19 protein-coding genes are annotated in these 23,440 nt (G+C 52.1%); all 19 read right to left on the reverse strand.

Translation table 11 applies throughout. The annotated features are described in order from the left end of the window. Position 1 precedes the first annotated feature (1 nt). Positions 2-799 (reverse strand): two-component system regulatory protein YycI, encoded by a 798-nt coding sequence (gene yycI / locus RJP21_RS08815; RefSeq protein WP_160043028.1) that lies wholly within the window; start codon positions 797-799, stop codon positions 2-4. Positions 800-941: 142 nt separating this feature from the next. Further along, positions 942-2,219 carry a YycH family regulatory protein gene (locus RJP21_RS08820; RefSeq protein WP_310858958.1) on the reverse strand — a complete coding sequence of 426 codons (1,278 nt, stop codon included), beginning with the start codon at positions 2,217-2,219 and terminating at the stop codon, positions 942-944. After that, complete coding sequence (gene walK / locus RJP21_RS08825; protein ID WP_310858959.1) at positions 2,216-4,045, reverse strand: cell wall metabolism sensor histidine kinase WalK; 1,830 nt, start codon at positions 4,043-4,045, stop codon at positions 2,216-2,218. Before walK ends, RJP21_RS08820 begins: the two co-directional genes overlap by 4 nt. After that, positions 4,046-4,777, reverse strand: coding sequence for a response regulator YycF (gene yycF / locus RJP21_RS08830; protein ID WP_160043031.1), 732 nt, complete (start codon positions 4,775-4,777; stop codon positions 4,046-4,048). A 217-nt stretch (positions 4,778-4,994) separates the two neighbouring features. Beyond that, positions 4,995-6,545 carry a peptidoglycan DD-metalloendopeptidase family protein gene (locus tag RJP21_RS08835; protein ID WP_310858960.1) on the reverse strand — a complete coding sequence of 517 codons (1,551 nt, stop codon included), beginning with the start codon at positions 6,543-6,545 and terminating at the stop codon, positions 4,995-4,997. Between the two features lie 227 nt (positions 6,546-6,772). Next, positions 6,773-7,429, reverse strand: a complete 657-nt coding sequence (locus RJP21_RS08840) for a hypothetical protein (protein ID WP_310858961.1) — start codon at positions 7,427-7,429, stop codon at positions 6,773-6,775. Between the two features lie 288 nt (positions 7,430-7,717). Continuing rightward, the gene (locus RJP21_RS08845; RefSeq protein WP_160043034.1) at positions 7,718-9,001 is read right to left on the reverse strand and encodes an adenylosuccinate synthase; all 1,284 of its coding nucleotides are present in this window, start codon (positions 8,999-9,001) and stop codon (positions 7,718-7,720) included. Between the two features lie 283 nt (positions 9,002-9,284). Next, on the reverse strand, positions 9,285-10,646 hold the full coding sequence (dnaB, locus tag RJP21_RS08850; protein ID WP_310858962.1) for a replicative DNA helicase: 1,362 nt from the start codon (positions 10,644-10,646) through the stop codon (positions 9,285-9,287). A gap of 1 nt (position 10,647) precedes the next feature. Next, positions 10,648-11,091, reverse strand: a complete 444-nt coding sequence (rplI, locus tag RJP21_RS08855) for a 50S ribosomal protein L9 (protein WP_160043036.1) — start codon at positions 11,089-11,091, stop codon at positions 10,648-10,650. After that, on the reverse strand, positions 11,088-13,103 hold the full coding sequence (locus RJP21_RS08860) for a DHH family phosphoesterase (RefSeq protein ID WP_310858963.1): 2,016 nt from the start codon (positions 13,101-13,103) through the stop codon (positions 11,088-11,090). The genes rplI and RJP21_RS08860 overlap by 4 nt, the downstream gene beginning before the upstream one ends. A gap of 10 nt (positions 13,104-13,113) precedes the next feature. Beyond that, on the reverse strand, positions 13,114-14,025 hold the full coding sequence (locus RJP21_RS08865) for a DUF2232 domain-containing protein (protein WP_310859012.1): 912 nt from the start codon (positions 14,023-14,025) through the stop codon (positions 13,114-13,116). 11 nt (positions 14,026-14,036) lie between these two features. Beyond that, on the reverse strand, positions 14,037-14,339 hold the full coding sequence (locus RJP21_RS08870) for a MazG-like family protein (RefSeq protein ID WP_160043039.1): 303 nt from the start codon (positions 14,337-14,339) through the stop codon (positions 14,037-14,039). A gap of 327 nt (positions 14,340-14,666) precedes the next feature. Beyond that, entirely contained in the window at positions 14,667-15,092 is a 426-nt protein-coding gene (locus RJP21_RS08875; protein ID WP_310858964.1) for a CBS domain-containing protein, read from the reverse strand. Positions 15,093-15,275: 183 nt separating this feature from the next. Beyond that, the gene (locus tag RJP21_RS08880; protein ID WP_310858965.1) at positions 15,276-16,283 is read right to left on the reverse strand and encodes an LCP family protein; all 1,008 of its coding nucleotides are present in this window, start codon (positions 16,281-16,283) and stop codon (positions 15,276-15,278) included. A gap of 474 nt (positions 16,284-16,757) precedes the next feature. Next, positions 16,758-17,765 carry an ABC transporter ATP-binding protein gene (locus RJP21_RS08885; protein WP_160043042.1) on the reverse strand — a complete coding sequence of 336 codons (1,008 nt, stop codon included), beginning with the start codon at positions 17,763-17,765 and terminating at the stop codon, positions 16,758-16,760. After that, complete coding sequence (locus RJP21_RS08890; RefSeq protein ID WP_310858966.1) at positions 17,758-18,777, reverse strand: ABC transporter ATP-binding protein; 1,020 nt, start codon at positions 18,775-18,777, stop codon at positions 17,758-17,760. Before RJP21_RS08890 ends, RJP21_RS08885 begins: the two co-directional genes overlap by 8 nt. Further along, positions 18,744-19,730 (reverse strand): ABC transporter permease, encoded by a 987-nt coding sequence (locus RJP21_RS08895; protein WP_373309253.1) that lies wholly within the window; start codon positions 19,728-19,730, stop codon positions 18,744-18,746. Before RJP21_RS08895 ends, RJP21_RS08890 begins: the two co-directional genes overlap by 34 nt. Further along, on the reverse strand, positions 19,730-20,698 hold the full coding sequence (locus RJP21_RS08900; RefSeq protein ID WP_160043044.1) for an ABC transporter permease: 969 nt from the start codon (positions 20,696-20,698) through the stop codon (positions 19,730-19,732). The genes RJP21_RS08895 and RJP21_RS08900 overlap by 1 nt, the downstream gene beginning before the upstream one ends. A 120-nt stretch (positions 20,699-20,818) precedes the next feature. Continuing rightward, positions 20,819-22,558 carry a peptide-binding protein gene (locus tag RJP21_RS08905; protein ID WP_310858967.1) on the reverse strand — a complete coding sequence of 580 codons (1,740 nt, stop codon included), beginning with the start codon at positions 22,556-22,558 and terminating at the stop codon, positions 20,819-20,821. Positions 22,559-23,440: the final 882 nt, after the last annotated feature.

Raw genomic sequence — 23,440 nt, forward strand, 5'->3', positions numbered from 1 at the left:
GTTACTCCTTTTCTTTCTCCGTTTTCGGACTGGTTACCGTGACATCTCCGCTGATGCCCTGAACGTAATACATTTCCCCGTTTTCCAATGTGAACCGCCACGACGGGGCGGCTACCTGACTTTCCGAATTGTAGACTTGCCCGTAATACCCAAGCTGAATGTCCTTGATCGCCGATCCCGCCGGGATATGCCGCTCGACCAGCGTTTTCAACGCGTTGCTTGCCGGCATCATTTTTTGCTGCTCTTCGTCGTCCGCCGCGGTAATCTCGATCGGCGACTGGCGGTAGGATATGATCCGCTGCTCGCTGTAATACAGCTCCAGCTGATCGTTAAACAGCGGCCATTTGCGGTCCACAAGCGCATGCATGACGAACCGCCCGGCGGCGCCGGCCTCTTTGACGCGTTCCAGCTCGCTTTTGGTCATGTATTCGCTGGCCTGGGCGTCATACTGGTAGTTTGCAATGTCCGGGATCGAAGGTTTCAACGCATTGACCAAATCCCGTTCCTTAAAAATCAGCTGGCTTTCGATATGCCCCTCCAGCGTCACCCGCCGCCCGACGCTTTCCCCGTTTGCGTATTGATACGTAATCTTCGGCAGCTGCGGCGTCATGCTTGGAATTTGGCATAACAGCTGGATCGATTTTTCCTTCATTACCTTTTGCGTGCTCTCCGACAAGGAGGCGAAATCCAGACTGGTGTCGGCCTGCTCGCGCATGTCGATCCACAGCTGGTATCCGAGCACCAGGTTCAACAGCAAAAAAGCGTATATCAGCACGTTTTTGGCACGTCCCCAATCCATCGTTTCGCCTCCTTGGTCGTTATGGAGCTTTCTTCGCATTTCAAATCGCAAAGCCCGTCTTCTACGTTAAAGCTAAAGCTGCCGATTGTCCGGCCAGGTGTCCGTCCGCAGCGAATTCGATAGCACGGCCATGATGCGCGAGCTATCGGATCGTCCGGATCTGCCCGTTTGCCAGCTTGACCGCCCAGACCGGGGTCAGCTTCAGCTTGCCCGCATCCAGCTTCGGCAAATAAGCAGGGTACAGGTCCTCAACCGGCGAATCCTTGCCGATCGCAAGCAGCATCGCCTTCAGGTTGTTCCCGGCGGGGAGCTTCCGCACCTGCTTCGATTGCCCCGGCTTCATATAAATGAGCGAACGCTCATAAGCGGACACGTTGCCCTGCTGCAGGTCCAGCTTCATTCTGCCATAATGGAAGTTCAGCGTATCCAAAACCGGAAAAGAACCGTAATACTGCTGGAACATAACCTGATTCTGTCCCGCTCCGGTGCTGGACAAGTCCAGGCGGTATTCACCGTTCCAGCCGCCGTGCTCGTTGACGAAGTCTACAGCCGCCAAAATATCCTTGCTGTCGCTGCTCTCCCCGGACGGAGGGGCGGCCGGATCGGTATAACTCATCCATTTCTGCTCCTGGCGCACCTGAAGGCTGCGTTTCGAGTCGGTGTAAATTTCCGAGCCGTCCTTTTCCTGAATGTACCGGGTGATACCCGGGTCGAAAAACAGGCTTTGCTGCATCTGCGCTACCGTGTACGAGCCGATTTCGAGGGTCGCCTCCACGATGTCGACCGGTTTTTCCGGCACGTAATAAGCGCCGCCGTCCTGCATCGCGTAAGGAATCCAGCTCTTGCCGAAGTCCACGTGCTGCTGTACGTCCTGCACGGTCAAGTCGACCTTGGCCGCCTCGTACATCACGTCGCCTTGCGTGCTGAAAAACAGCGCATGCGTTTTCGAGTCGCTAGGCGTGTTGTAGATCCAGATCCGGTTGATGCGTTCCGCCTGAAACAAAGCATCCGGCTGGATCTGCATCACGCGCTCCAGCAGCGATACCGGGATTCCCGTACCAAACGTCAGCTCAATGCCGGGGTTTTCGCTCCGGACCTTGTTCCAGTCGATGTTGTCCACCGATTCCCGCTGGAAATTTTCGAAGCTGCGTCCCTTGAGGCGCGTGTAAATCAATTTATAAAACGTCGAGTTCGGATAAAATACGGTGTGTTTGCCATCCCCCATATGAATCAGCATCTTATCCGGGTACACCAGGTTCTCGACCCGCTGCTGCGGGCCCATATTATCCGTCTTGATATAGGTATTGGTCGCTTTGGCCGCCGAGTCGCTCCCCGGGAGACGGTATATGAGGTAATAACTCTGCACCAGGCTGCACGCGACGAGAAGAAGCAGCAGGAGCGATTTCATCCGTTCCTTCATGATGCCACCCCCTCGTCGTCTTCCGCGAGCGGCAGCGTAAACGTCACTTTCGTGCCCTGACCGAACTCCGATTGAATCGATATGGTACCGCCGTGCGCCATGACGATCTCCCTCGCAATCGACAGTCCAAGCCCGGTGCCGCCCATGCTGCGCGAGCGGGCTTTGTCCACCCGGTAGAAGCGTTCGAAGATCCGGTCCAGGTCCTTCTTCGGAATCCCGATTCCCGTATCCTGAACGGTGATGGCCAGCATGCCGCCAGCCGCTTCCATGGCGCCCATCGCAATGCTGCCGCCGGGCTGCGTATATTTAAGCGCATTGGACACCAAGTTATCGAGCACCTGATCGATTTGGTCGCGGTCGCAAAGCGCTTTGGGAAGCCCGGCCGCCACTTTCACTTCGGACCCGATGTCCTTTTGCTGCATTTGGAAAGAAAACCGGTCGGCCACATCCTCCAGCATCTCCATCACATCCGTCGGCTGTTTGCGCATCAGCGCTTCTTTGCTGTCCAGTCTGGACAGATGGAGCAAATCGGTCACGAGCCGGATCATCCGGCCGGTTTCATTCTGGATAACGCCCACGAACCGCGAAGCGAGCGGCGGGTCGTCAAGCGCGCCGTCATCGAGCGCTTCGGTGTAGCTTTTGATCGTCGTCAGCGGCGTCCGCAGCTCATGCGAGACGTTTGCGACGAATTCGCGGCGCGACGCCTCGAGCTTTTCCTGTTCGGTAACGTCCTGAAGCACGGCGATCGTTCCCGTAATGCCCACCTCCCGGCGGTGGATCGGCGTAAAGGTCACCCGGATCATATAGGAGCGGTCCGCCTCCTGGCTCATTTGCAGCAGCATCGTCACGTATGTTCCTTCCGTGAACATTTGCGTCTGTTCTTCGCTTAGCCCAAGCACCTCGGCGATGGCGGAACCGGATACCTCTTCTTCATCCACGTTCAAAATCGCCGCCGCGCGGCGGTTCATCAAAATGATGCGACCCGCTTCATCCGTCGCGATCACGCCGTCGCTCATGTTGGTCAAAATGGAGGCCAGCTTCTCCTTCTCCTCCTCGTTGACGAGCAGCGCTTCCCGAAGGCGGGTCGTCATATAGTTAAAAGCTTCGCTCAGCTGCCCGATTTCGTCGTTGCCGAAGACGGGCATTTTCAGATCGAATTTGCCTTCGGCGACCGCGGTCGCATGCCTTGTCATTTCCTTGATCGGATGCGTGATGGTATGCGCCAGAATGACCCCGAGCACCGCCGTGAGCCCCAGCGCCAGCAGGATGCCCGAAATGAAGATGTTGTTGACCCGCCCCATCGTCGTATACAGCTCCTTCATCGAAGCGACGATATACACCGCCCCGATGATTTTGCCCTTGTTGAACACCGGCTTGGCCACGACCTTCTTCCGGACGTTATCCTCGTCGATGACGTATTCCTCGTTGTCTTTGCTGCCTTGAAGGGCACGGCTGACCACGGTTTGGGTGTTTTTGCGGCCGATGATGTCCATATGCGACTGATTGGACGTAATCAATACCTTGCCGCTTGCATCCAACACCTGAATTTCCGCCCCGTCCATATTAAAGAGGTTCGTCACGATCGGCCCCAGGGTTTCAACGGAATTGTTTTCCCCCGTATCGGCGGCGCTCTCCAGTTTCTCCGCAGCCAGCACAGACAAGAGCTCCGCTCTCTCCTGCAAATCTTGGGTGAAATTCCGGGTCAGCGAGTTTTTCATGGCGCTCACGAAATATACGCCGATCAACTGCATGGCGATCAAAATGAGCAGCACATAAATAATGATCAGCTTCGCCTGAATGGTGCGGAAAAAGGAGGTCCACTTCATTTACAGGCCTCCGTTTTTGGGACTGCGCATCATGTAGCCGAGGCCCCGGCGCGTCAAAATATACTCCGGTCTGCTCGGATTTTCCTCGATTTTTTCCCGCAGCCTTCGAATCGTGACATCCACCGTCCGGACATCCCCGAAATATTCAAAGCCCCACACCGCCTGCAGCAGATGCTCTCTCGTCATCACTTTCCCGGCGTTTTTCACCAGATAATACACCAGCTCGTATTCCCGGTGCGTCAAATCCAGCGCCTCGCCGTCTTTATATACCAAATACATGTCCGTATCTATAAAAAGGTCAAACAGCTGAATCCCCTGCTTCGTTTCCAGCGCCGCCACGGCTGCCGTTTCGGTCCCCGGCGTCTTCGTCTGGCGCCGCATTTGCGCCTTCACCCGGGCCAGCAGCTCGCGCGTGCTGAACGGCTTCGTGACGTAATCGTCCGCCCCAAGCTCGAGTCCCAGCACCTTGTCGATTTCGCCGTCCTTTGCCGTCAGCATGATGATCGGCATGTGAAGCCCTTGCGCGCGCACCTCGCGGCAGACGTCCATCCCGTCCTTGCCCGGCAGCATCAAATCAAGCAGCATCAGGTCGGGTTGGGTGGTCAAGGCCATTTCAACCGCGCTGACGCCGTCAAAGGTGCAAATGACCTCATATCCCTCTTTTTCCAAATTAAATTTCAAAATATCGGCAATGGGCTGTTCGTCATCCACTACCAAAATGGTTCCCTGCATCCGCCTTTCACCCCGTTCGTCAGTGCTTGTACAGTCCTTTTCCCATTTTACCATACCTGGCTTCGCGCCACATCCTGTTCATCGCCGGGAACATCCCCAAAATCTTGATGGAAGCGAAAAGGCACCGCCTCCGTAAGAGACAGTGCCGATCCCGTATAAATTCAGATTTGCGATGAATGTGCATGATGATTGCAAAATTGCATGATTCTGCTGCCGATTAATTCAAATATTTCATCGGGTTTTGAATGGAGCCGTTTTTATGGATTTCAAAATGCAAATGGGTGCCGGTCGAATGGCCGGTGCTGCCCATGATGCCGATTGCGTCCCCTTGGTCCACGCGCGCCCCGGCATGCGTCGAAATGCTTCTCAGATGCCCGTACAGCGTTTCATATCCGTTGCCGTGGCTGATGATGATCGCATTGCCGTAACCGCTGATCTGCCCGGTAAACGTGACGGTGCCGTCGTCGGCCGCTTTGATGGTCCGGTTGCCCGACACGATGTCGATGCCTTTATGCATCCGCCCCCAGCGCGTACCGTAAGAGCTGGAGATGTTGGCGCCGCTGACCGGCCAGGCGAAACGTCCCGAACCCTTCCCGGGAACCTTCGTTCCTTGAAGCACGACTTCCGTGAGCGAAGGCTTGATGACCGTCTGTCCGACCCACTGCTCATCCACGACTTTGCCGTTTTGCTTCGTCACGACGTAGTTCATGACTTTGAGCCCTTCCTGGCCGGGACGGACGACCTTGCTTTTGCCTGCCGGAAGGTCTTTGGACTTGCGGATTTCGATGTCCGGCGCCGTTGCCACCTGTTCGGATACCTTTTCCACCGTCGTGACGGTCAAAGGCGGCTTCGGCACGGTCAGCTTCAGCTGATCGCCGATCTGCATGTATTTTTCCTTCACCTGAGGGTTGTTCGCAAAAATCTCCTTTTGGGTTACGTGAAACTCTTTGGCGATCGAGCTGATCGTGTCGCCTTCCTGAACCGTATAAACGAGCGGAGCTTCCTGGCCCGTCGTCAGCATCTTGGCTGCTTCCTCCGCAGTCAGTATTTTATTCGGATCGGTCTGCACGGGGGCCGAAGTCACCTTCTCCTCGATCCGTACCGATTTGACCGCCGGTTGGGCGGCGGTTTTCTGTGGCAGCGCCTTTCCGCTTGCGGCCAGCTTTTTCGCCGTTGCCCCGCCAGCGCCCGAAGCCGCCGTTTGCGGCGCAAATTTCAGCTTGACCCGTTCCAACGCGGCATTCACCGTTGCCTGGTCTTTTACGATACCGACCACTTTGCCGTTTACCTTCAGCTCCACGCCTTCCGCATAAGCTTTCAGTTTCCCGCTCAGCTTGTCCATCGTTTCCCGGGTGTTCGGTTCGGCCTTAAAGCCTTTCTCCAGCTTCGTCGTAATTCCCTCGGTATGCAGCTTCATCGCCACATCCGGATATTTATTCTGATATTCCTGCCGTTTCTGGCTGTATAGTTGTTCGAGCCGTGCCGGATCGTCAATCGTTCCGATTTCTTCTCCATGTATGTAGACATGATAGTAAGGGACCGTTTGGGCATCGACGTACTGGTTTCCGGCAAACACAAGGCCGGCTATGACAACCGCCGCTCCTGCCGTTCCCGCGATCCACTTTCGGGCAGCGCTCCACCGCTGCCGCTTCGGCTCTGCAGGGCTAGAATGGTCTATGTCTTGTTCTGCGTGCCCGGAAGCCTGCACCGTCGATGTAGCCTCTACCTGCGTCTCTTCCGCGTGGCGAAAATCTTTAGAACCTTTCATTGTACTCTCCCTTATGCTTTGCGTATCGGTGGCCTAATCGATGTTTATCGACAAAAAGGTTAAAATTTTGACACCTTTTTACACCCTCGTATACTTTAACATAAGCTCCGTTAACAATTCAACTTTACGCAATTAGCAAAAAAACCCGCTGGATAGCGGGCTTGCGGGATATGTTATTCTCCGGGAAAGAAAAAGTGGGTAACAAAAAAACAACCTTTTTAACCGGATTACGGTTCCAACATCCGTTTCAGGGAATCGTACTCCTCCGCGCTTAAATATCGGGTGATCGACGCTTCAATCGTTTTTAGCTCGTCTTCGGACAATCCGTCCTCCATCGCGCTGGAAATTTTTTGAAGTTCCGCCGGGGGCAGCTTCGTGATTAGCATGTTGAAGATTTGTTCCTTCTCGCTGCCGGTAAGCTCCCGTTTCGTTTGAGCGGCATCCGTACTGCCCGCCTGCCCTTCTGCAGGTGTCGACGCGCTGCCCGTCCCCGAATCCCCGGATACGCCTCCCCCCATGACGGGGAATGCATGGTCGGGCGCCTCTCGGTTTTCCGCGGCGCCGCTGCCGGATGAATCCGTGCCGCTGCCGGATCCCGATGAAGAATCACTGGCGTCGGAAGATGCTTTGGAATCCGTTTCTTCCGGCGTCTTGGCCGCTTTCTCCTGCTCCGCTTCCTTATCCTCGCTGTTTCCGCTCTTAAAGCCGAACAAACCTTTCACCATGCTTCCAAAACCAAAGGACTGGCCCTCCAGCGTAATGTTAAAACTGGACAGCAGCGATTGCACGTAGCTGTTTACGATCAGTCCGGTCGTCATAATGGTCAGGCCGCTGATCAAAAGCACCGTCAGCACCGTTTTGAGCAGCCACCGCGTCAATTTCATGTAGGTCTTCCTCCTTTTATGCACCTTCCTAGGATGATTGCAGGTATAGAAAGATAAACATCAATCTATGACGAAAAATTTGCAAAATCCTGTTACTAGAAGTATTGACGGGTTACCGCTGCTTTTAATCCATTCGGGCAAGAAAAAAGCCCGCTTACCGGGGTTTTCCGGCAAGCGGGCTTATCTGACAGAGGCGGCAGGGAAAAGGCGGCGGTACAGAATCGGTCCTTACAAGCGACAACGATCGGAAGAACGATCCGGTACCGCGGCGCACTGCTCGCCGCTCAATTAATAGATTGGCAGAACTTGATTCGTCTGGCTGCGGTTGCGTCCCACGGAGAAAATGGCGATCGGGATGCCTGTCAGCTCGGATACGCGATTGACGTAATTGCGTGTCGTTTCCGGCAGATCCTCGAGCGTTTTCGCCTCGGAGATGTCTTCGTGCCAGCCCGGCATTTCTTCGTATACCGCCTCGCATTCCGCAAGCATTTTCAGGCTTGCAGGGTAATGCGTGATGATTTCGCCGCGGTATTTGTATCCGGTGCAGATTTTAACGGTATCGAGCCCCGTCAATACGTCCAGGGAGTTCAAAGACAAGCCGGTCAAACCGCTGACGCGGCGGGCATGGCGCACCACGACGCTGTCGAACCAGCCGACCCGGCGCGGGCGTCCGGTGACGGTGCCGTATTCATGTCCTTTTTCGCGGATGAAATCGCCGATTTCATTGTTCAGTTCCGTCGGGAACGGGCCGTCGCCTACACGGGTTGTATAGGATTTGGCTACCCCGATGACTTGGTTGATGCGCGAAGGACCTACGCCGGAGCCGATGCAGACGCCGCCGGCCGATGGGTTCGAAGAAGTAACATACGGATATGTCCCTTGGTCGATATCGAGCATGACGCCTTGCGCGCCTTCGAACAGCACTTTGCGGTTTTCGTCGATCGCATCGTTCAGCACGACCGATGTGTCGGTCACGTATTTGCGGATGAATTCCGCATATTCCAGATACTGCTTCAGCACTTCTTCCACGTCAAGCGGTTCCCCGCCGTAAACCTGCTGAATGATTTGGTTTTTCTCCTTCATCAGATGACGCAGCTTCGTCTCGAATTCCTCAGCGTCCATCAAATCGGCGATCCGGATGCCGTTGCGCGCCGCTTTATCCATATAGCAAGGGCCGATCCCTTTGCGTGTCGTTCCGATCTTGTTCGGGCCTTTACGGTCCTCTTCCAATCCGTCCAATACCAGATGGTACGGCATAATGACATGCGCGCGGTCGCTAATGACCAGATTATCGGTCGTAAAACCGTTATCGTGAATGTAATTGATCTCTTCAATAAGTGCAGCCGGATTAATAACCATCCCGTTTCCGATGACGCAGATCTTGTCGGAATAAAATACGCCGGATGGAATCAAGCTCAGCTTATATTTTTTACCGTCAATCAGAATGGTATGTCCGGCATTGTTGCCGCCCTGATACCGGGCTACTACATCGGCGCTTTCCGCGAGAAAGTCCGTGATTTTGCCTTTGCCTTCGTCTCCCCATTGTGTTCCCACAACGACTACTGTTGACATTTTCATTCCCCCGCTTGGTGCAAAAAGCGCACCTCATTTTAATAATTCCTATGAATTTTGCACGAAAAATGGAATCTCTATGCATATTCTTAAGTAAGTTTAACTGCACAAGGCAGCATTATCAGTGTAACAGTCCCCATTTTTAAAGTCAAATAAAAAGCGAACAATCGCTCATAGGTATGAGCGATTGTTCGGAAATGGAAATATATTTATCGATAAGTTCGGGAGATTGCATGCGGCCCGTGTTCCAGATATAGGAGCTTTGGTTTCTATGCCACCAGCGCTACATGGCGAATGGCTCCGCATGGTTCCGCTCGTAATTGACGAATTTGTTGAAGTTTTTCATAAAGACCAGCTCCACCGTGCCGACGGGGCCGTTACGCTGCTTGGCGATAATGATCTCGATAATGTTCTTCTTTTCCGTTTCCTGATTGTAGTAATCGTCACGGTAAAGGAAAGCAACGATATCGGCATCCTGTTCGATCGAACCGGATTCCCGAAGGTCGGACATCATCGGACGTTTATCCTGGCGCTGCTCGACGCCCCGGCTCAGCTGGGACAAGGCGATGACCGGCACCATCAGCTCACGGGCGATTTGCTTCAGGGTACGGGAAATTTCCGATACCTCCTGCTGCCGGTTTTCGCCGGGTTTGCCGCGTCCTTGAATAAGCTGCAGGTAATCGATGACGATCATGCCGAGGCCTTTTTCCTTCTTCAGCCGGCGGCATTTCGAGCGAATGTCGGCTACCGTAATGCCGGGTGTATCGTCGATATAAATTTCGGCCTCGGCAAGCGAGGCGATCCCCATCGTCAGCTTGGCCCAATCCTCGTCGGTTTTGAAATCGCCCGTACGCATCAGGTTGGCATCCAGGTTCGCCTCGGCGCAAATCATACGGTTGACCAGCTGCGGTGCGGACATCTCCAGGCTGAAAATCGCTACGGTTTCTTTGGCCCGTACAGCAACGTTCTGGGCGATGTTCAGGGCAAACGCCGTTTTCCCGACGGAAGGACGGGCCGCCACGATGATAAGGTCTGACCTCTGGAAACCGTTCGTCATTCTGTCCAAATCGACAAAGCCGGTCGGAATGCCGGTTGTGCTGCCGCCTTGCTGATTCAGAACCTCCACGCGGTCGAACACTTCCATCAGCACGTCGCGGATCGCAACAAAGCCGCTGCCTGTCCGACGGTTGGAAATTTCGAGAATCCGGCGCTCCGCGTCGCTGAGCATGCCGGAAACGTCTTCGCCGCCGCTGTAGCCTTCGCTGACGATTTGCGTCGCGGTCCGGATCAAGCGGCGCAGCATCGATTTCTCTTCGATAATCTGCGCATAATACTCCACGTTGGCCGCCGTCGGTACGGCATGGGCAAGCTTGGCCAAATAGCTGACGCCGCCCACATCCTCCAGCTGCCCCTTATCCTGGAGCCGTGAAGTCAGTGTAACCAAATCGATTGGCTGATTCTCTTCTCCGAGCTGGATCATCGCTTCATAAATCAGCTGATGTGACGCGTCGTAGAAATCCTCCGGCTGCACCCGCTCCATCGCGGTGATCATCGCTTCGCTCTGCAGCAGAATGGCCCCTAGAACCGCCTGCTCCGCCTCCAGATTCTGCGGGGGAACCCGGTCGAAAAAGAGCTCTCCGCCCATCTTATTCCTCCGTAACCTGAACCTTCAGCGTCACTTTCACTTCAGGGTGCAGCTTGACGGTCATCTGCGTAACGCCCAGGTGGCGGATCGGTTCTTCGAGTTCGATTTTCCGTTTATCGATTTTAATGCCTTGGGCGGCAAGCGCCTCGGCGATTTGCTTGCTCGTAATGGCGCCGAACAGGCGGCCGCCTTCGCCGGCTTTGGCTTTCAGCTGCACCGTCATCTCTTCGAGCTTTTTGCCAAGCTCCTGCGCATCGATTTTTTCCTGCTCCTTGCGTCTTTGCTCGGCTGCATTTTGGTTTTCGAGCGTCTTCATATTGCCATCCGTCGCCAGGCGCGCCAATCCGCGCGGCAGCAGGAAATTGCTTGCGTATCCCTCGGATACTTCCTTGATTTGACCTTTTTTACCTTGACCTTTTACGTCTTGCAGAAAAATGACTTTCATTCGAACAACCCCTCTTTCTCCTCGATTTGCGAAAGAACCTCAAGCAGCTTCTGTTCGGCTTCCTCCACGGTACCCTTCAGTTGGACGGCTGCATTCGTCAAATGGCCGCCGCCGCCAAGCCTTTCCATGACGACCTGGACGTTCATCCGGCCCAGCGAACGCGCGCTGATGCTGATCAAGCCGTCAGGCCGTTCGCTGATGACGAACGATGCAACCACGTCCGTCATATTAAGCAGCGTATCGGCCGCCTGGGCGATGAGCAATTGCGGAATGACGGTCCCGGGTTCGGTCACCGCAAGAGCGATATGATCATATACCATTTTAGCATGCTTGATGACTTCTGACTTTGCCAGATATTCCTGTAAATCTTGTTTCAGCATCCGCTGAATCTGAATCGTGTCCGCACCGCTGCGGCGCAGGAACCCTGCCGCCTCGAACGTACGCGATCCGGTATGAAGCGCAAAATGCTTCGTGTCCACCGTAATGCCGGCGAGCAGCATCGTCGCCTCCATCGGGGTGAGCTGGACTTTCTCGTGAATGTACTGAAGCAGCTCGGTCACGAGCTCCGACGCCGACGAAGCGTACGGTTCCATGTACACCAGCACCGCATCGTTGATGAACTCCTCGCCGCGGCGGTGATGGTCGACGACGACGACCCGGCTCGCATTCTGCACGAGCTTCGGCTCCATCGTCATGGAAGCTTTATGGGTATCCACGATGACGAGCAAGCTATGCGGTCCCAGCAGGGCGAGCGCCTGCTCCGGCGAAATGAAACGCTCGAACAGTTTCTCGTCCTTTTGAACCTGATCCATCATCCGGTCGATGGACGGGTTTCTTCCCGGCAGCACGATGTACGCCTCGACATTGTACATTTGGGCCGCCTTGAGCACGCCGATGGAAGCGCCGATGACGTCCATATCCGGCATTTTGTGGCCCATGATAAGGACCTTGTCGCTTTCCTGCATCAAATCGCGCAGCGCATGGGCGATGACCCGGGCCCGTACCCGGGTGCGCTTCTCAACGGCATTCGATTTGCCGCCATAGAAGGACAGACGCTGCCCCGCTTTGACCGCCGCCTGGTCGCCGCCGCGTCCCAGCGCCATGTCCAGCGAGGACTGCGCCAGCTCCCCAAGCTCGGTGATGCTTTCCGAGCCGAAGCCCAGCCCGATGGAAAGCGTCATCGGCACCTTCAACTCGGCGGTCATTTCCCTTACTTCGTCCAAAATGACAAAGCGGCTTTTTTCCAGCTCCTGCAGCGACTGGTAATTAAGCATCATCAAATACCGGTCCGATGACAGCCGCCGCAAGTACACGCCGTATTGTCTCGCCCATTCCGTAATCTCCGCGGTGACCTTCGCAATCAATGTGGTCCGCTGCTGATCATCCATCCCTTGTGCGGCTTCATCGAGATTATCCATCATAATGATGCCGAGCGCCAGTTTTTCGGCTTCGTATTTTTCACGCAAAGCCACCATTTCGGTGATGTCGTACAAATAAATCAGGCGCTCTTCCAAGTTCAGCATCAGATGGAAATGGGACTCCCCGATTTTGATTTCGGTGTGGATCTGCTTCGACCCGTCTTTGCCGCTTTCCCGGTGCCCGTCTTTATGCCCTTCCTTTTTTTCGTTTAACACGGATGTGAGCGACGGGAACAGTTCCTGGAGCGACATGCCGACAAGCGTTTTTTGGCCGAATATTTTGCATACGTAGCGGTTATTCCATTCGACCGCCTTGTCCTCGCCGTAAAGCACGATCCCAAACGGCAAGGCGCTGATCGCTTCGCCTTCCACCCTTTTGACGCGGAAGGACAAGCCGTTGATATATTCCAACAGGTTTTTTCTATAACGCATTTCCGCTTTCAGCAACAGGTAGCATAACGCCGCCACAAGTATGAGGCTTATGATTCCAAGCGGCCAATTGTACCGGGTCACGATAATGACCAAAAGCAGCATCAGCATAAACGCCCAGACGGTATAATAGCCGTGCCAGCGCTGTTGTAGAAATTTAGGCATGACTCCCACCCTAACGTTTTGATTTAGTCATAAATTGACGCAGCGGAAATGCCAAATCCAAAATCCCGATAATCCGCATCGGCGGAAAGAGAAGGATCGGAATCGTCATGAGAAGCGGCACGATCGGATGCCATTTTCTCGAATGCCCGAGATAATAGAAAAAACCGATGGCTTGGATCATGAAACAAATATGAAGCAGCGGCACCAGATTCGCTGAAATCATCGTCAGAAACGGACTGTCCCCACGGCGGGCGAATACTTCAATGATGACTCCGATCAAATAATACCAGATCAAGGACCGCGGCAGCATCCATTCCCGCGCAGGCTTCAGCTTGGGAACATGGAATGCCGTGCTTTCAATGATCGGACGCGCCAGCGAATGCGTAATGACAGCCATCATAAAGGAGCTGACGATCATGGCAAACGGAATCATTTGCATCGTCGCATTGCTCAACATCTGCATCTGCTCGGGGGTCCACGTCATGTCGTTGACGAGCGGATTGTTCCCGCCGACATCTTTCAGCGGGGACATCGTCATTTTTACAATGTCATGCACGTAGCTGGATAAATCGAAATTCAAAAAAACGGTGCCGATCAGCAGCAATACCAGCATTTCGGCCAAAATCGTCCCGGCCCCGCTCATCAACGTTCGCAGCGCGGGCATTTTTTTCTTGTAAGCCCACCCCATGACAAGCGCCGGAATGACGAAATAGACGGCGAGAAGCAAATTTACCGGATGAATGATAAAAGCGATCAGCCAAACCGGAAGTACATGAAGCAGAAATGATCTAGTACTTAACGTTGCAAAAAGAATCGTGGCGGGCAAGATGAGGAAAAACACCGTCACGATCGATAAAGGAGAAAGCAAGGAAAGCAGCAGAAGCAAATAAACGACGCTCCATACTACCGATGTCCAGCGCATTTTCAATGTCTTCACCTCTTACGCATATGTTCTTCGAGCGCGGAAATATCCTGATACCAGTCCTCTAGCTGGTGGCCTTCCTGTTTGTGTTTCTTTAATTTATCGATCAACAAATCATCCAGGTCCTTGTAAGACATACCTAGCCTGCGGGCCAATATGTAAGAGCTCATAATCAAACTTGCGAGACTGTCGCCAACCCGGGTTGTGCTGCCTTCCCACAATGCCTTGAACAGCCTCGATACATGGTCCACTACTTCGGTTTTCAGCCATTCGATCACCTTGGCGCGTTTGGCTACATCCAAATCCTTAGGCATATTCTGAAGCTCACACTCCCTGAAAAAGCTTTATTCTCCATTATAGCATAAAAGAGTACCGCTCACGAAAAACGGTTCCCCAGCCTCTTGCTGCCAGGAAACTGCGTCAAACAACCAGGTTACGCCTTCTGATATTATTGGAAAAACGTCTATCGTCGTACTTCCCTAACCTTCTGATATTGTCAAAAAGACCTGCTCAATCGTCTTCCTGAAAAGCAGGTCTTTTTATAATTCTATGCCTTTTGGCTCTTAGGTAATCGCAGCTTTTGCAAAATTCAAATTTGAAGCCGGCCATAAAACACAATCATAATGCCCTAAAAACAGAACTTATACCGAATTGATCGATTCTTTGGACACAAATCGTTCGCAATATTCGATGATCTGGCTTCTGCGGACGATCCCGATAAAACGGTTCATGTCGTCCACGACCGGCACGAAATTTTGCACTTTGGCCAGATTGATCAAATCTTCCATGTTGGCGTCGATCGACACCGGCTTATTGTTCATTTTGAGCGGCACGTCCTTCAGCAAAAACTTGGACGCATTCTCGAAATTGATTTTTCCGCCCGAGTTTTTCATATGCCATAGCAGGTCGCCTTCGGTTACCGTCCCTGCGTAGATTCCGTCCTTACCCAGGATCGGCACCGCCGTGTACCTGTGGTATTCCATTTTTTCGAGCGTCTGCCTCAGCGTCGAGTCCGTCGTCACGGTCACGACTTCCTGTTTAGGCAGCAGAAAAAAAGCGATGTTCATGTCGGTTATCCTCCTCTATCCTTCTTCCGGCTCCCCTCGTCTTCATACGGTTTTAACCCTGCGATTGTTTCAGGAGGACACAAAATCAGCAGCCGCACCTGTGGCTGCCGATCTTATAAACAGTGGGTAAAAGTCCGTCTGCCGCGTCTTATTTTGCGAGAGATCGCCGCGAAGCGGTGGTTCTCATTTTGCTGCGTCTTCTTCCGTATCATTCGGCAGCATCAGCTGATCGGTAGGCGTGTCGGGATTCTCCCAGTTGTCAATGAGCGCCTTCGCTTTCTCCACGTCTTTCCGAATCGGCTTGTCGTAATAAATCCCGTCGATTTTCATGCCTTCGCCCATAATCGTATAGCTGGTAATCTGGGCCTCCGAACCGGTCAAAATCTGTTTGGCCAGATCGATAATGAACTTGGGCTGCATATCCGTTTGGAAGTTGTCGCCCATAATGTCGAGCAGCTCGGGAATTTTGGAGATCTGATTGAGATGCAGCATCCGGTTCGCCACCGCATCCAAAAACACCTGCTGGCGCTTCGTACGGTTAAAATCGCTGTCCTCCCGGTAGCGCACGTAATTCAAAGCTTCCTCGCCGTCATAAATGGGCTTGTTGGCCTTAACGGTGAATTTCTCATGATCGCGGCCTTTGTTCACGATATCCTTCTGAATCGGCAGCTCAACCCCGCCAAGCGCGTTGACGGCATCCTTTAATCCTTGGAAATTGATCGTAGCGTAATAGTCCACATCGTGATTGAGGAACGCCTCGACGGTATCCTTCGACATCTGCTGTCCGCCGAATGCGTAGGCATGCGTGATCTTATCCTTTTTCCCCTTGCCGATAATCTCCGTGTAGGTATCCCTTGGAATGGAAATCAGCAGCACTTTGGAGTCTTTTGGACGCACAACGGCATATATCAGCGTATCGGAACGCGCAGGTTCGTCTTTACGCTGGTCGGAGCCAAGGAGCAAAACCGAAAAAGGCTTGTTCTGATAAACCACCGGTTCGGCGGGTTTGGTCGGCCCATTGTCTTTGGACTCCAGCGGCTGATACGCTTTTTGAAGCGAGCTCTCCACCCGTTTCGAAAGAAACATGTCAAATGCCATAACCGCCAGCTGCTTGCGGAAAACGTAAGAGCTTCCTGCAATCAGAAGAACGATTACGGCGATGGATATATATATTTTTGTTCTCTTTTTCATTCAATGATTCCTTCTTCGATTAGAATAAAAGCGCTAACTCAAGCAAAAACGGGAGCCTTTCGCCTCCTTTCCTTATATAAACGGATCCCTGTTTCTTGACGCGTTTAATCAAAAGAAAATCCGTTTAGGCAAAGATAAACGACATTATCATTGTAAACGGTATTTTTATAAAAAGAAACCGCCGAACGGTGCCGATTCATGAAAAAAAGGTTCCTTTGCCGTTAAAAATGTACAGTTTTGCCGCGATCATCCGCTCACATGAGAAAAAGGCCGCCGGATCGCTTCGGCAACCTTTTGCCTGAGATAAATCTCTACTTATATAATATGAGGTTGTCTTTCCTCTATCATAAAAACAGCCCTGCACCGGTTACCACCGGCACAAGGCTGCGTGCGAACATTTCGTTTTTTAACTCGACGCTCAGGAGGACCCCAATCCTTCCTTAAAGAATGTCTTGTCAGACATTGCGCGTTTGATTACCGATTTAAACTGCTGAGGTCGGAGCCGCCTTCGACGCCGATTGGGAAGTGGCACGCCACCTCGCGGCCCGGCTTCACTTCTTGAAGTTTCGGTTCTACCTGGCTGCATTTTTCCTGCGCAAACGGGCAGCGGGTATGGAAACGGCAGCCTGACGGCGGGTTAGCCGGCGAAGGCACGTCGCCCTGCAGCACGATCCGGCTGCGTTTTTTCGTTGGCGACGGCTTTGGAATGGCCGACAGCAACGCAGCCGTGTACGGATGCAAAGGCTCGGCGTACAAGCTTTCCGTTTCGCCGACTTCAACCATTTTACCTAAATACATGACGCCGACGCGGTCGGAAATGTGGCGAACGACGTTCAAGCCGTGCGCGATAAACAGGAAGGTTAGTCCCATTTCCTTCTGCAGCTTCATAAGCAGGTTGATCACCTGCGATTGCACCGACACGTCGAGGGCGGATACCGCTTCGTCCGCAACGATAAATTTCGGCTTGAGCGCGATGGCCCGGGCAATCCCGATCCGCTGGCGCTGACCGCCGGAAAATTCATGCGGGTAACGGTTGCGGCGGGTTGGATCCAGACCGACCATTTCCATCAGTTCCACGACGCGCGCATCGATTTCTTTGGCGGACATTTTCGTATGAATCTTCAATGGTTCGCCGATGACGTCCTTGACGAGGAAACGTGGATTCAGCGATCCGAACGGATCCTGGAAAATAATCTGCATTTCTTCGCGCATTTTGTTCAGCTCGCGGTTGCTCAATGCATGAACGTCCCGGCCGTTGATTTTCACGGAGCCTTCGGTCGCGCTTTGCAAGCGTAGAATAACCCGTCCGAGCGTCGATTTGCCGCAGCCGGATTCGCCTACGAGACCGAAAGTTTCGCCTTCGCGGATCGTAAGCGATACGTCATCCACCGCCTTGACGTTGCCGACGACGCGATTCAACAGCCCTTTATGGATCGGGAAATATTTTTTGACGTTGTTGACTTCCACCAAATTTTTAGCCATGGATGTTTTCCCCTTTCCCGGCTACGGCTGCTTTGCCCTTTTCTTCGAACAGCCAGCATTTTGCGTAATGCTCGTCACCGACTTGGATGTCTCCAGGCTCGACTTGGCGGCATTTGTCCATAACATGCGGACAGCGCGGATTAAAGCGGCAGCCTTGCGGAAGGTTGCCCAGCGCCGGAATCGTACCTTTGATCGTGTACAATTCGCCGCCGCGCGTGCCTTCGAATCCCGGAATGGATTGCAAGAGGCCAACCGTATACGGATGGGACGGATTCGAGAAGATTTCTTCGACCGTTCCCTGCTCTACGATCGCACCTGCATACATGACCGCGATATGGTCGGCCATTTCGGCCGCCACGCCCATATCGTGAGTGATGAGCAGAATCGAAGTGCCGAGTTTTTCTTTCAAATCTTGCAGCAAATCCAAAATTTGCGCCTGTACCGTTACGTCGAGCGCGGTCGTCGGTTCGTCGGCGATCAGAAGCTCCGGTTTGGAAGCCAAGGCGATCGCGATGACGACGCGCTGACACATCCCGCCGGAGAGCTGGTTCGGATACTGCTTGGCACGGATTTCCGGCGAAGGAATGCCGACCATTCTCAGCAGCTCGATGGCTTCTTTCCAAGCTTCATCCTTGGATTTATTTTGGTGAAGGCGCAGGCTTTCGGCGATTTGTTCGCCGACGGTTAACACCGGATTCAGCGCCGACATCGGATCCTGGAATATCATCGAGATTTTGTTCCCGCGGATATTTCTCAGTTCCTCTTGCTTTTTCTTTGCCAGGTCTTCGCCCTTAAAATTGATGCTGCCTTCAAGGATGACGCCGTTGGCATAATCGATCAAACGCATAATCGACATCGAGGTGACGCTTTTGCCGCTGCCGGACTCGCCGACGAGACAAAGCGTCTTCCCTTTTTCGATCGTCAAAGAGATGCGGTCCGTTGCTTTGACTAAACCTTTTTCCGTTAAAAAGCCTGTGGTCAGATTCCGGACTTCGAGAAGTTTTTCCGCCATTTTGCTAACCTCCTCCGGGATTTTTTCTGTCTTGGATCAAGGGCGTCACGGATCCCGTCTCCAATGAAGTTAACGGCCAGCACGACAATCAGGATACACAGACCCGGATACACCGCCAGCATCGGATTGATCAGCATGAATTCCTGCGAATTGCTCAGCATAATCCCCCAGCTTGTTTGCGGCATTTGGATGCCGAGGCCCAAATATGACAAACCGGATTCGGACAAGATGGCACCGCCGACCATCAGCGTGGCGTTAACGATAATCGGGAAGCTTGCATTGCGCAGCAAATGCCGGAAAATGATGCCCCAACTGGAAACCCCGGTGGCTCTGGCCGCTTCGACATACTGCATTTCGCGCAGCTGCAGGAATTGTCCCCGCACGAGGCGGGCAACCCCGGTCCAGCTTGTCAGCGCCAATATTAATATGAGGTAAAGCATTTTCGTTCCGAAAATAGCCATAACCAAGATGTTGATGAACAAACCCGGCAGCGAGATCATGACGTCGATCAGACGCATGAAAATCGTGTCGACCCAACCGCCGAAATAACCGGAAATCGCGCCGATGAGCGAGCCCAGAAATACAGCGATAACAGCTACGGAAAAACCAACCATAAGCGAGATGCGGCTGCTGTATACGAGACGGGAAAAAATATCCCGGCCCAGCTCGTCCGTTCCAAGCAAATGTTTGCCCGATCCCGGCTTCAAGTTGGAGTTCATCATGTCGACTTTCGCCGGATCAAACGGGGCGACATGTTTTGCAAAAATGGCAACAAGGACAAAAATCAGCAAGACGACAAGACCGGTCATTGCATATGGGTTATGCGAAAATTTTTGCCACACGAGCTTCCACGGCCCTGGGGGTCTTTTAGCGGGAGGAAGCGGTGCGTTTTCCGGTGCCATTGGGTCTGCCGGCTGTACGTTCGGAGCGGTTGCGGCATTCATGTCGCTCATTAAGCTTTTCCTCCTTTGCGTCCGATTTGAACTCGTGGGTCTACCAATTTATAAAGAATATCAGCTATCAGGTTGCCAAGCACAACCGCCACGGCGGTAATCATCGTAATGGCCATCAGCACCGAATATTCGCGGGACCTTGCCATATCGACGAACAAACGCCCCATCCCCGGCCAGTTAAATACGTTTTCCGTGAGGGCGGCCCCCGCGACGAGGTTTGCCAGGTCCATACCTAATACTGTAATGATCGGAATTAGTGCATTGCGGAGCGCATGACGGAAAATAACTTTACGTTCAGGAACACCCTTCGCGCGAGCGGTACGGATATAATCCTGCTCCAATACCTCCAGCATGCTTGAACGGGAGTATTTGACATAACCGGCCAAATTGACGAGAACCAGCACGGTTGAAGGCAAAATCAAGTGCATAAACAGGTTGCCGATATTCCCTTGCTTATCCATCGAGTACATATCCGAGAGCGGCAACCAATCCAATTTCAGTGAGAAAAACTCCTGCAAAATGATACCGAACCAGAAGGTTGGCATCGCAAAGCCGATATAAGTGACGAAGTTGGCCGTCTGGTCAGACAAGCCGTATTCGCGGGTACTGTTATAAATCCCCCAAGGAATGGCGATGATCAAACTTAAAACCCAGGAAAAAGACATCAATACAAGCGTGTTTTTTACTGCAGGCCAAATCACGTCGCCAACAGGAACATTGTTTTTAAACGTATATCCCATATCGCCTTTTAACATGTTTTTTAGCCAAATAACGTATTGCGTAGGCACTGGTTTGTCCAGACCCAGATTATGCTTTTGAATCGCTGCGGTCTCAGGCGAAAGTCCTGGTGAAATCATCATTTGGGTTGGACCGCCCGGTGCAGCATGCATCAAGCCAAATGCAGCCACCGAAACCAAAAACAATACCAATATGGATTGCAGCAAGCGGCGGATGAGATATTCAGTCATAATTGATCCTCCTAAAATTAAACGTACGCGACACCGCAACCATCCGAAAACGCAAAAAAGGGCGAGGGGAAGAAGTCTCCCCCTCTAGCACGTTTGCGCCCCTAAATTGTGATGCATTTATTATTTTGCGTCGTCGATCCACCAGTTGATTGCGTGGAAGAAGTAGCCGTAAGCAAGCGTTGCTTCTGGTTTGTCTTCTTCTGCAAATTTAATCTTCTTGGACATTGCTGTTGGTGCACCATATTGGTACATAAAGATGTAAGGCAGGTCAGTCGACAGGATTTTCGCAGCTTCTTTGTAGACTTCAACACGTTTCGCTTGGTCTACAGTCGAAGTACCCTGCTGCCATAGCTTGTCAAGTTCTGGGTTGTTGTACCATACGTTGTTTTGGCCGGTTGGCGGCGTGAACTTGGAACCGAAGATCGTTTCTTGGTCCGGATCCGGATTGTTCAAGGACCAGCCGATCAGAACGGCTTCGAATTTACCAGGGTTCAGGTTTTGGTCAACCCATGCAGAGAAGTCGAGCGCTTTAGGCTTCACTTCAATGCCTACGTCTGCCAGGTTTTGTTGGATTACCGTTGCTACGCCTTCACGACGGCTGTTGCCGGCGTTGTATTGCAGTTCGAAGGAGAAGCGATGTCCGTCTTTCTCGAGAATGCCGTCTTTGCCAGGCTTCCATCCGTCTTCTGCAAGCAATTGTTTTGCTTTTTCAGGATTGTAGTCATAGTGGGTAGCGGCTTCTTTCGGATCTGCCCAAGAACCTGGAAGGAACGGAGCGTCCATGACGGAACCGATGCCTTTCAGAACGTTGTCGATCATGCCTTGACGGTTGAGGGCGTATGCGATCGCTTGTCTTGTTTTAGGGCTGGACCAAGGAACATACTTATCCTTGAAGTTGTCGGCTTTGTGGTTCAGGCCGATGTATTCGTATTGAGGACCCGGAGTCGGATCGACAGTCAGGTTGTCTTTGCTTTTCAGAACTTCCAGCTGAGTTACAGGAACGCCGTTCGCCAGGTCGATGTCGCCTTTGATGAGGGCTTGAACTTCCGTGTTTTGGTCAGCATAGATTTTGTATACGACTTTTTGGATATGAGGTTTAGGACCCCAATAATCCGGATTGGCTTCAAACGTCAAATATTCTTTTTGCTTCCACTCCGTCCATTTCCAAGGGCCGCTTGTAACGGTTTTGGCAGGATCGGTACCGTATACGTACTTTTGCAATTCTTCCGGTTTAACGTCCTTCAGAACGTGTTGTGGAACGATTTCGGTCGCCACTACGTATTGGAATGGAGCATAAACTTCTTTCAACGTGATTTTGACGGTTTTGTCGTCAACCTTTTCGATTTTCGACACTTTGTCGAAACCGGTGATGCCAGGGGAACCCGCTTTAGGGTTGCGGACGGTTTCGAACGTAAACACGACGTCGTCTGCCGTGATTGGCTGTCCGTCGCTCCACTTCGCGTTGTCTTTCAATTTGATCGTGTATTCCAGGCCGTTTTCGGAAATCGTCATTGGCTCTGCAGCCAGGGACCAAGGCTCAGCAGCTACTTTACCGGTGCGGTCGATGTCAAACAATTTCGCGAACAAGAATTGCTCAGCGTCACCCGAAGCCGTGTCCTGCACGTAGATCGGGTTCACGCTTACGATGTCGGATGTGCTTCCGAAAGTCAGCGTGCCGCCGTCTTTAGGTTCACCAGTCGCCGGTTCTTCTTTTTTGTCACCTTCGCTCTTCGTCGGCTCTTCTTTTTTCGGCTCGTCTTTAGGCGTTTCTGCAGTTTTGGAATCGCCGCAGCCTACGAACAGAGCACTGACAACAGACAATGATACCAATAAGGACAACCATTTTTTCTTACTTGCCATACTTTATCCTCCCCTTTGAAAATAAAATGATGGATACCAGCATTTGCTGCATGGAACATCCCAAAGACCTGGCTAATAGTTCAAACGAAGCTTGTCCGTCTGGCTATTAGGGACTTTTACACCTGTGTTGAATTCGTTCTACTGCCCCGAATTACGCCTAGACATTTCCCCCTCTAGTGTTAAGCGAAAGTAAAGACCAGGGTGACGGCAACAGGTGAAGCAATATATTAAAAAATTAATATATCCAAATGTTAGGAGATTACGGCGCCGAATCCTTCGCCCGAAAAAACGCTGAAAATGTGAACAACTCGGACAAAATTACAGATACCTAATAACGCAATAAAGCATTAATGCTGTAAATGACCATCGGTCAATTGAAAACGGCAAAAAGGATGTCGATTCGCGCTGGGTAAAACTTCCTACATAAATTTAATGTAATGATACGTGTAAATTAAACTCACGTCAACATTTTTTTAGGCACATTGAATTAATTTTTTTAATGACGCAAAACAAGCGGTATAAAGGTTTTCTCGTGAAAATTGAACCCATTTCTTTTCGAATTTTAATGTTAAAGAGCAGAGGATGCCTGAGTAAGAAATGGTATATTCGGAAGTGACAAAAAAATTGAATTCGCTTACAACGATTGGACAGCATCCCGCCTGTCAGGTTACCTAACATGAGGAATATCCAATATAATACGATCAAATTTACTGGAAAGAGATACATCTGTCAATGGCAGGATTATCCTTTAATTCATGTAAATGTAATCATTTACATTCGGTTATTTTCTTGGAGTTTACAAAGTTTAATAAACGCTACCCTAATCTATTTTACATGAATGGCCATTTTCCTCCTTTTTCCTAGAAATACCTAAAAAAATAC

Origin of the sequence: Paenibacillus sp. VCA1 (assembly GCF_031583795.1) — a bacterium.
GTDB lineage: Bacteria > Bacillota > Bacilli > Paenibacillales > Paenibacillaceae > Paenibacillus_AQ > Paenibacillus_AQ albilobatus.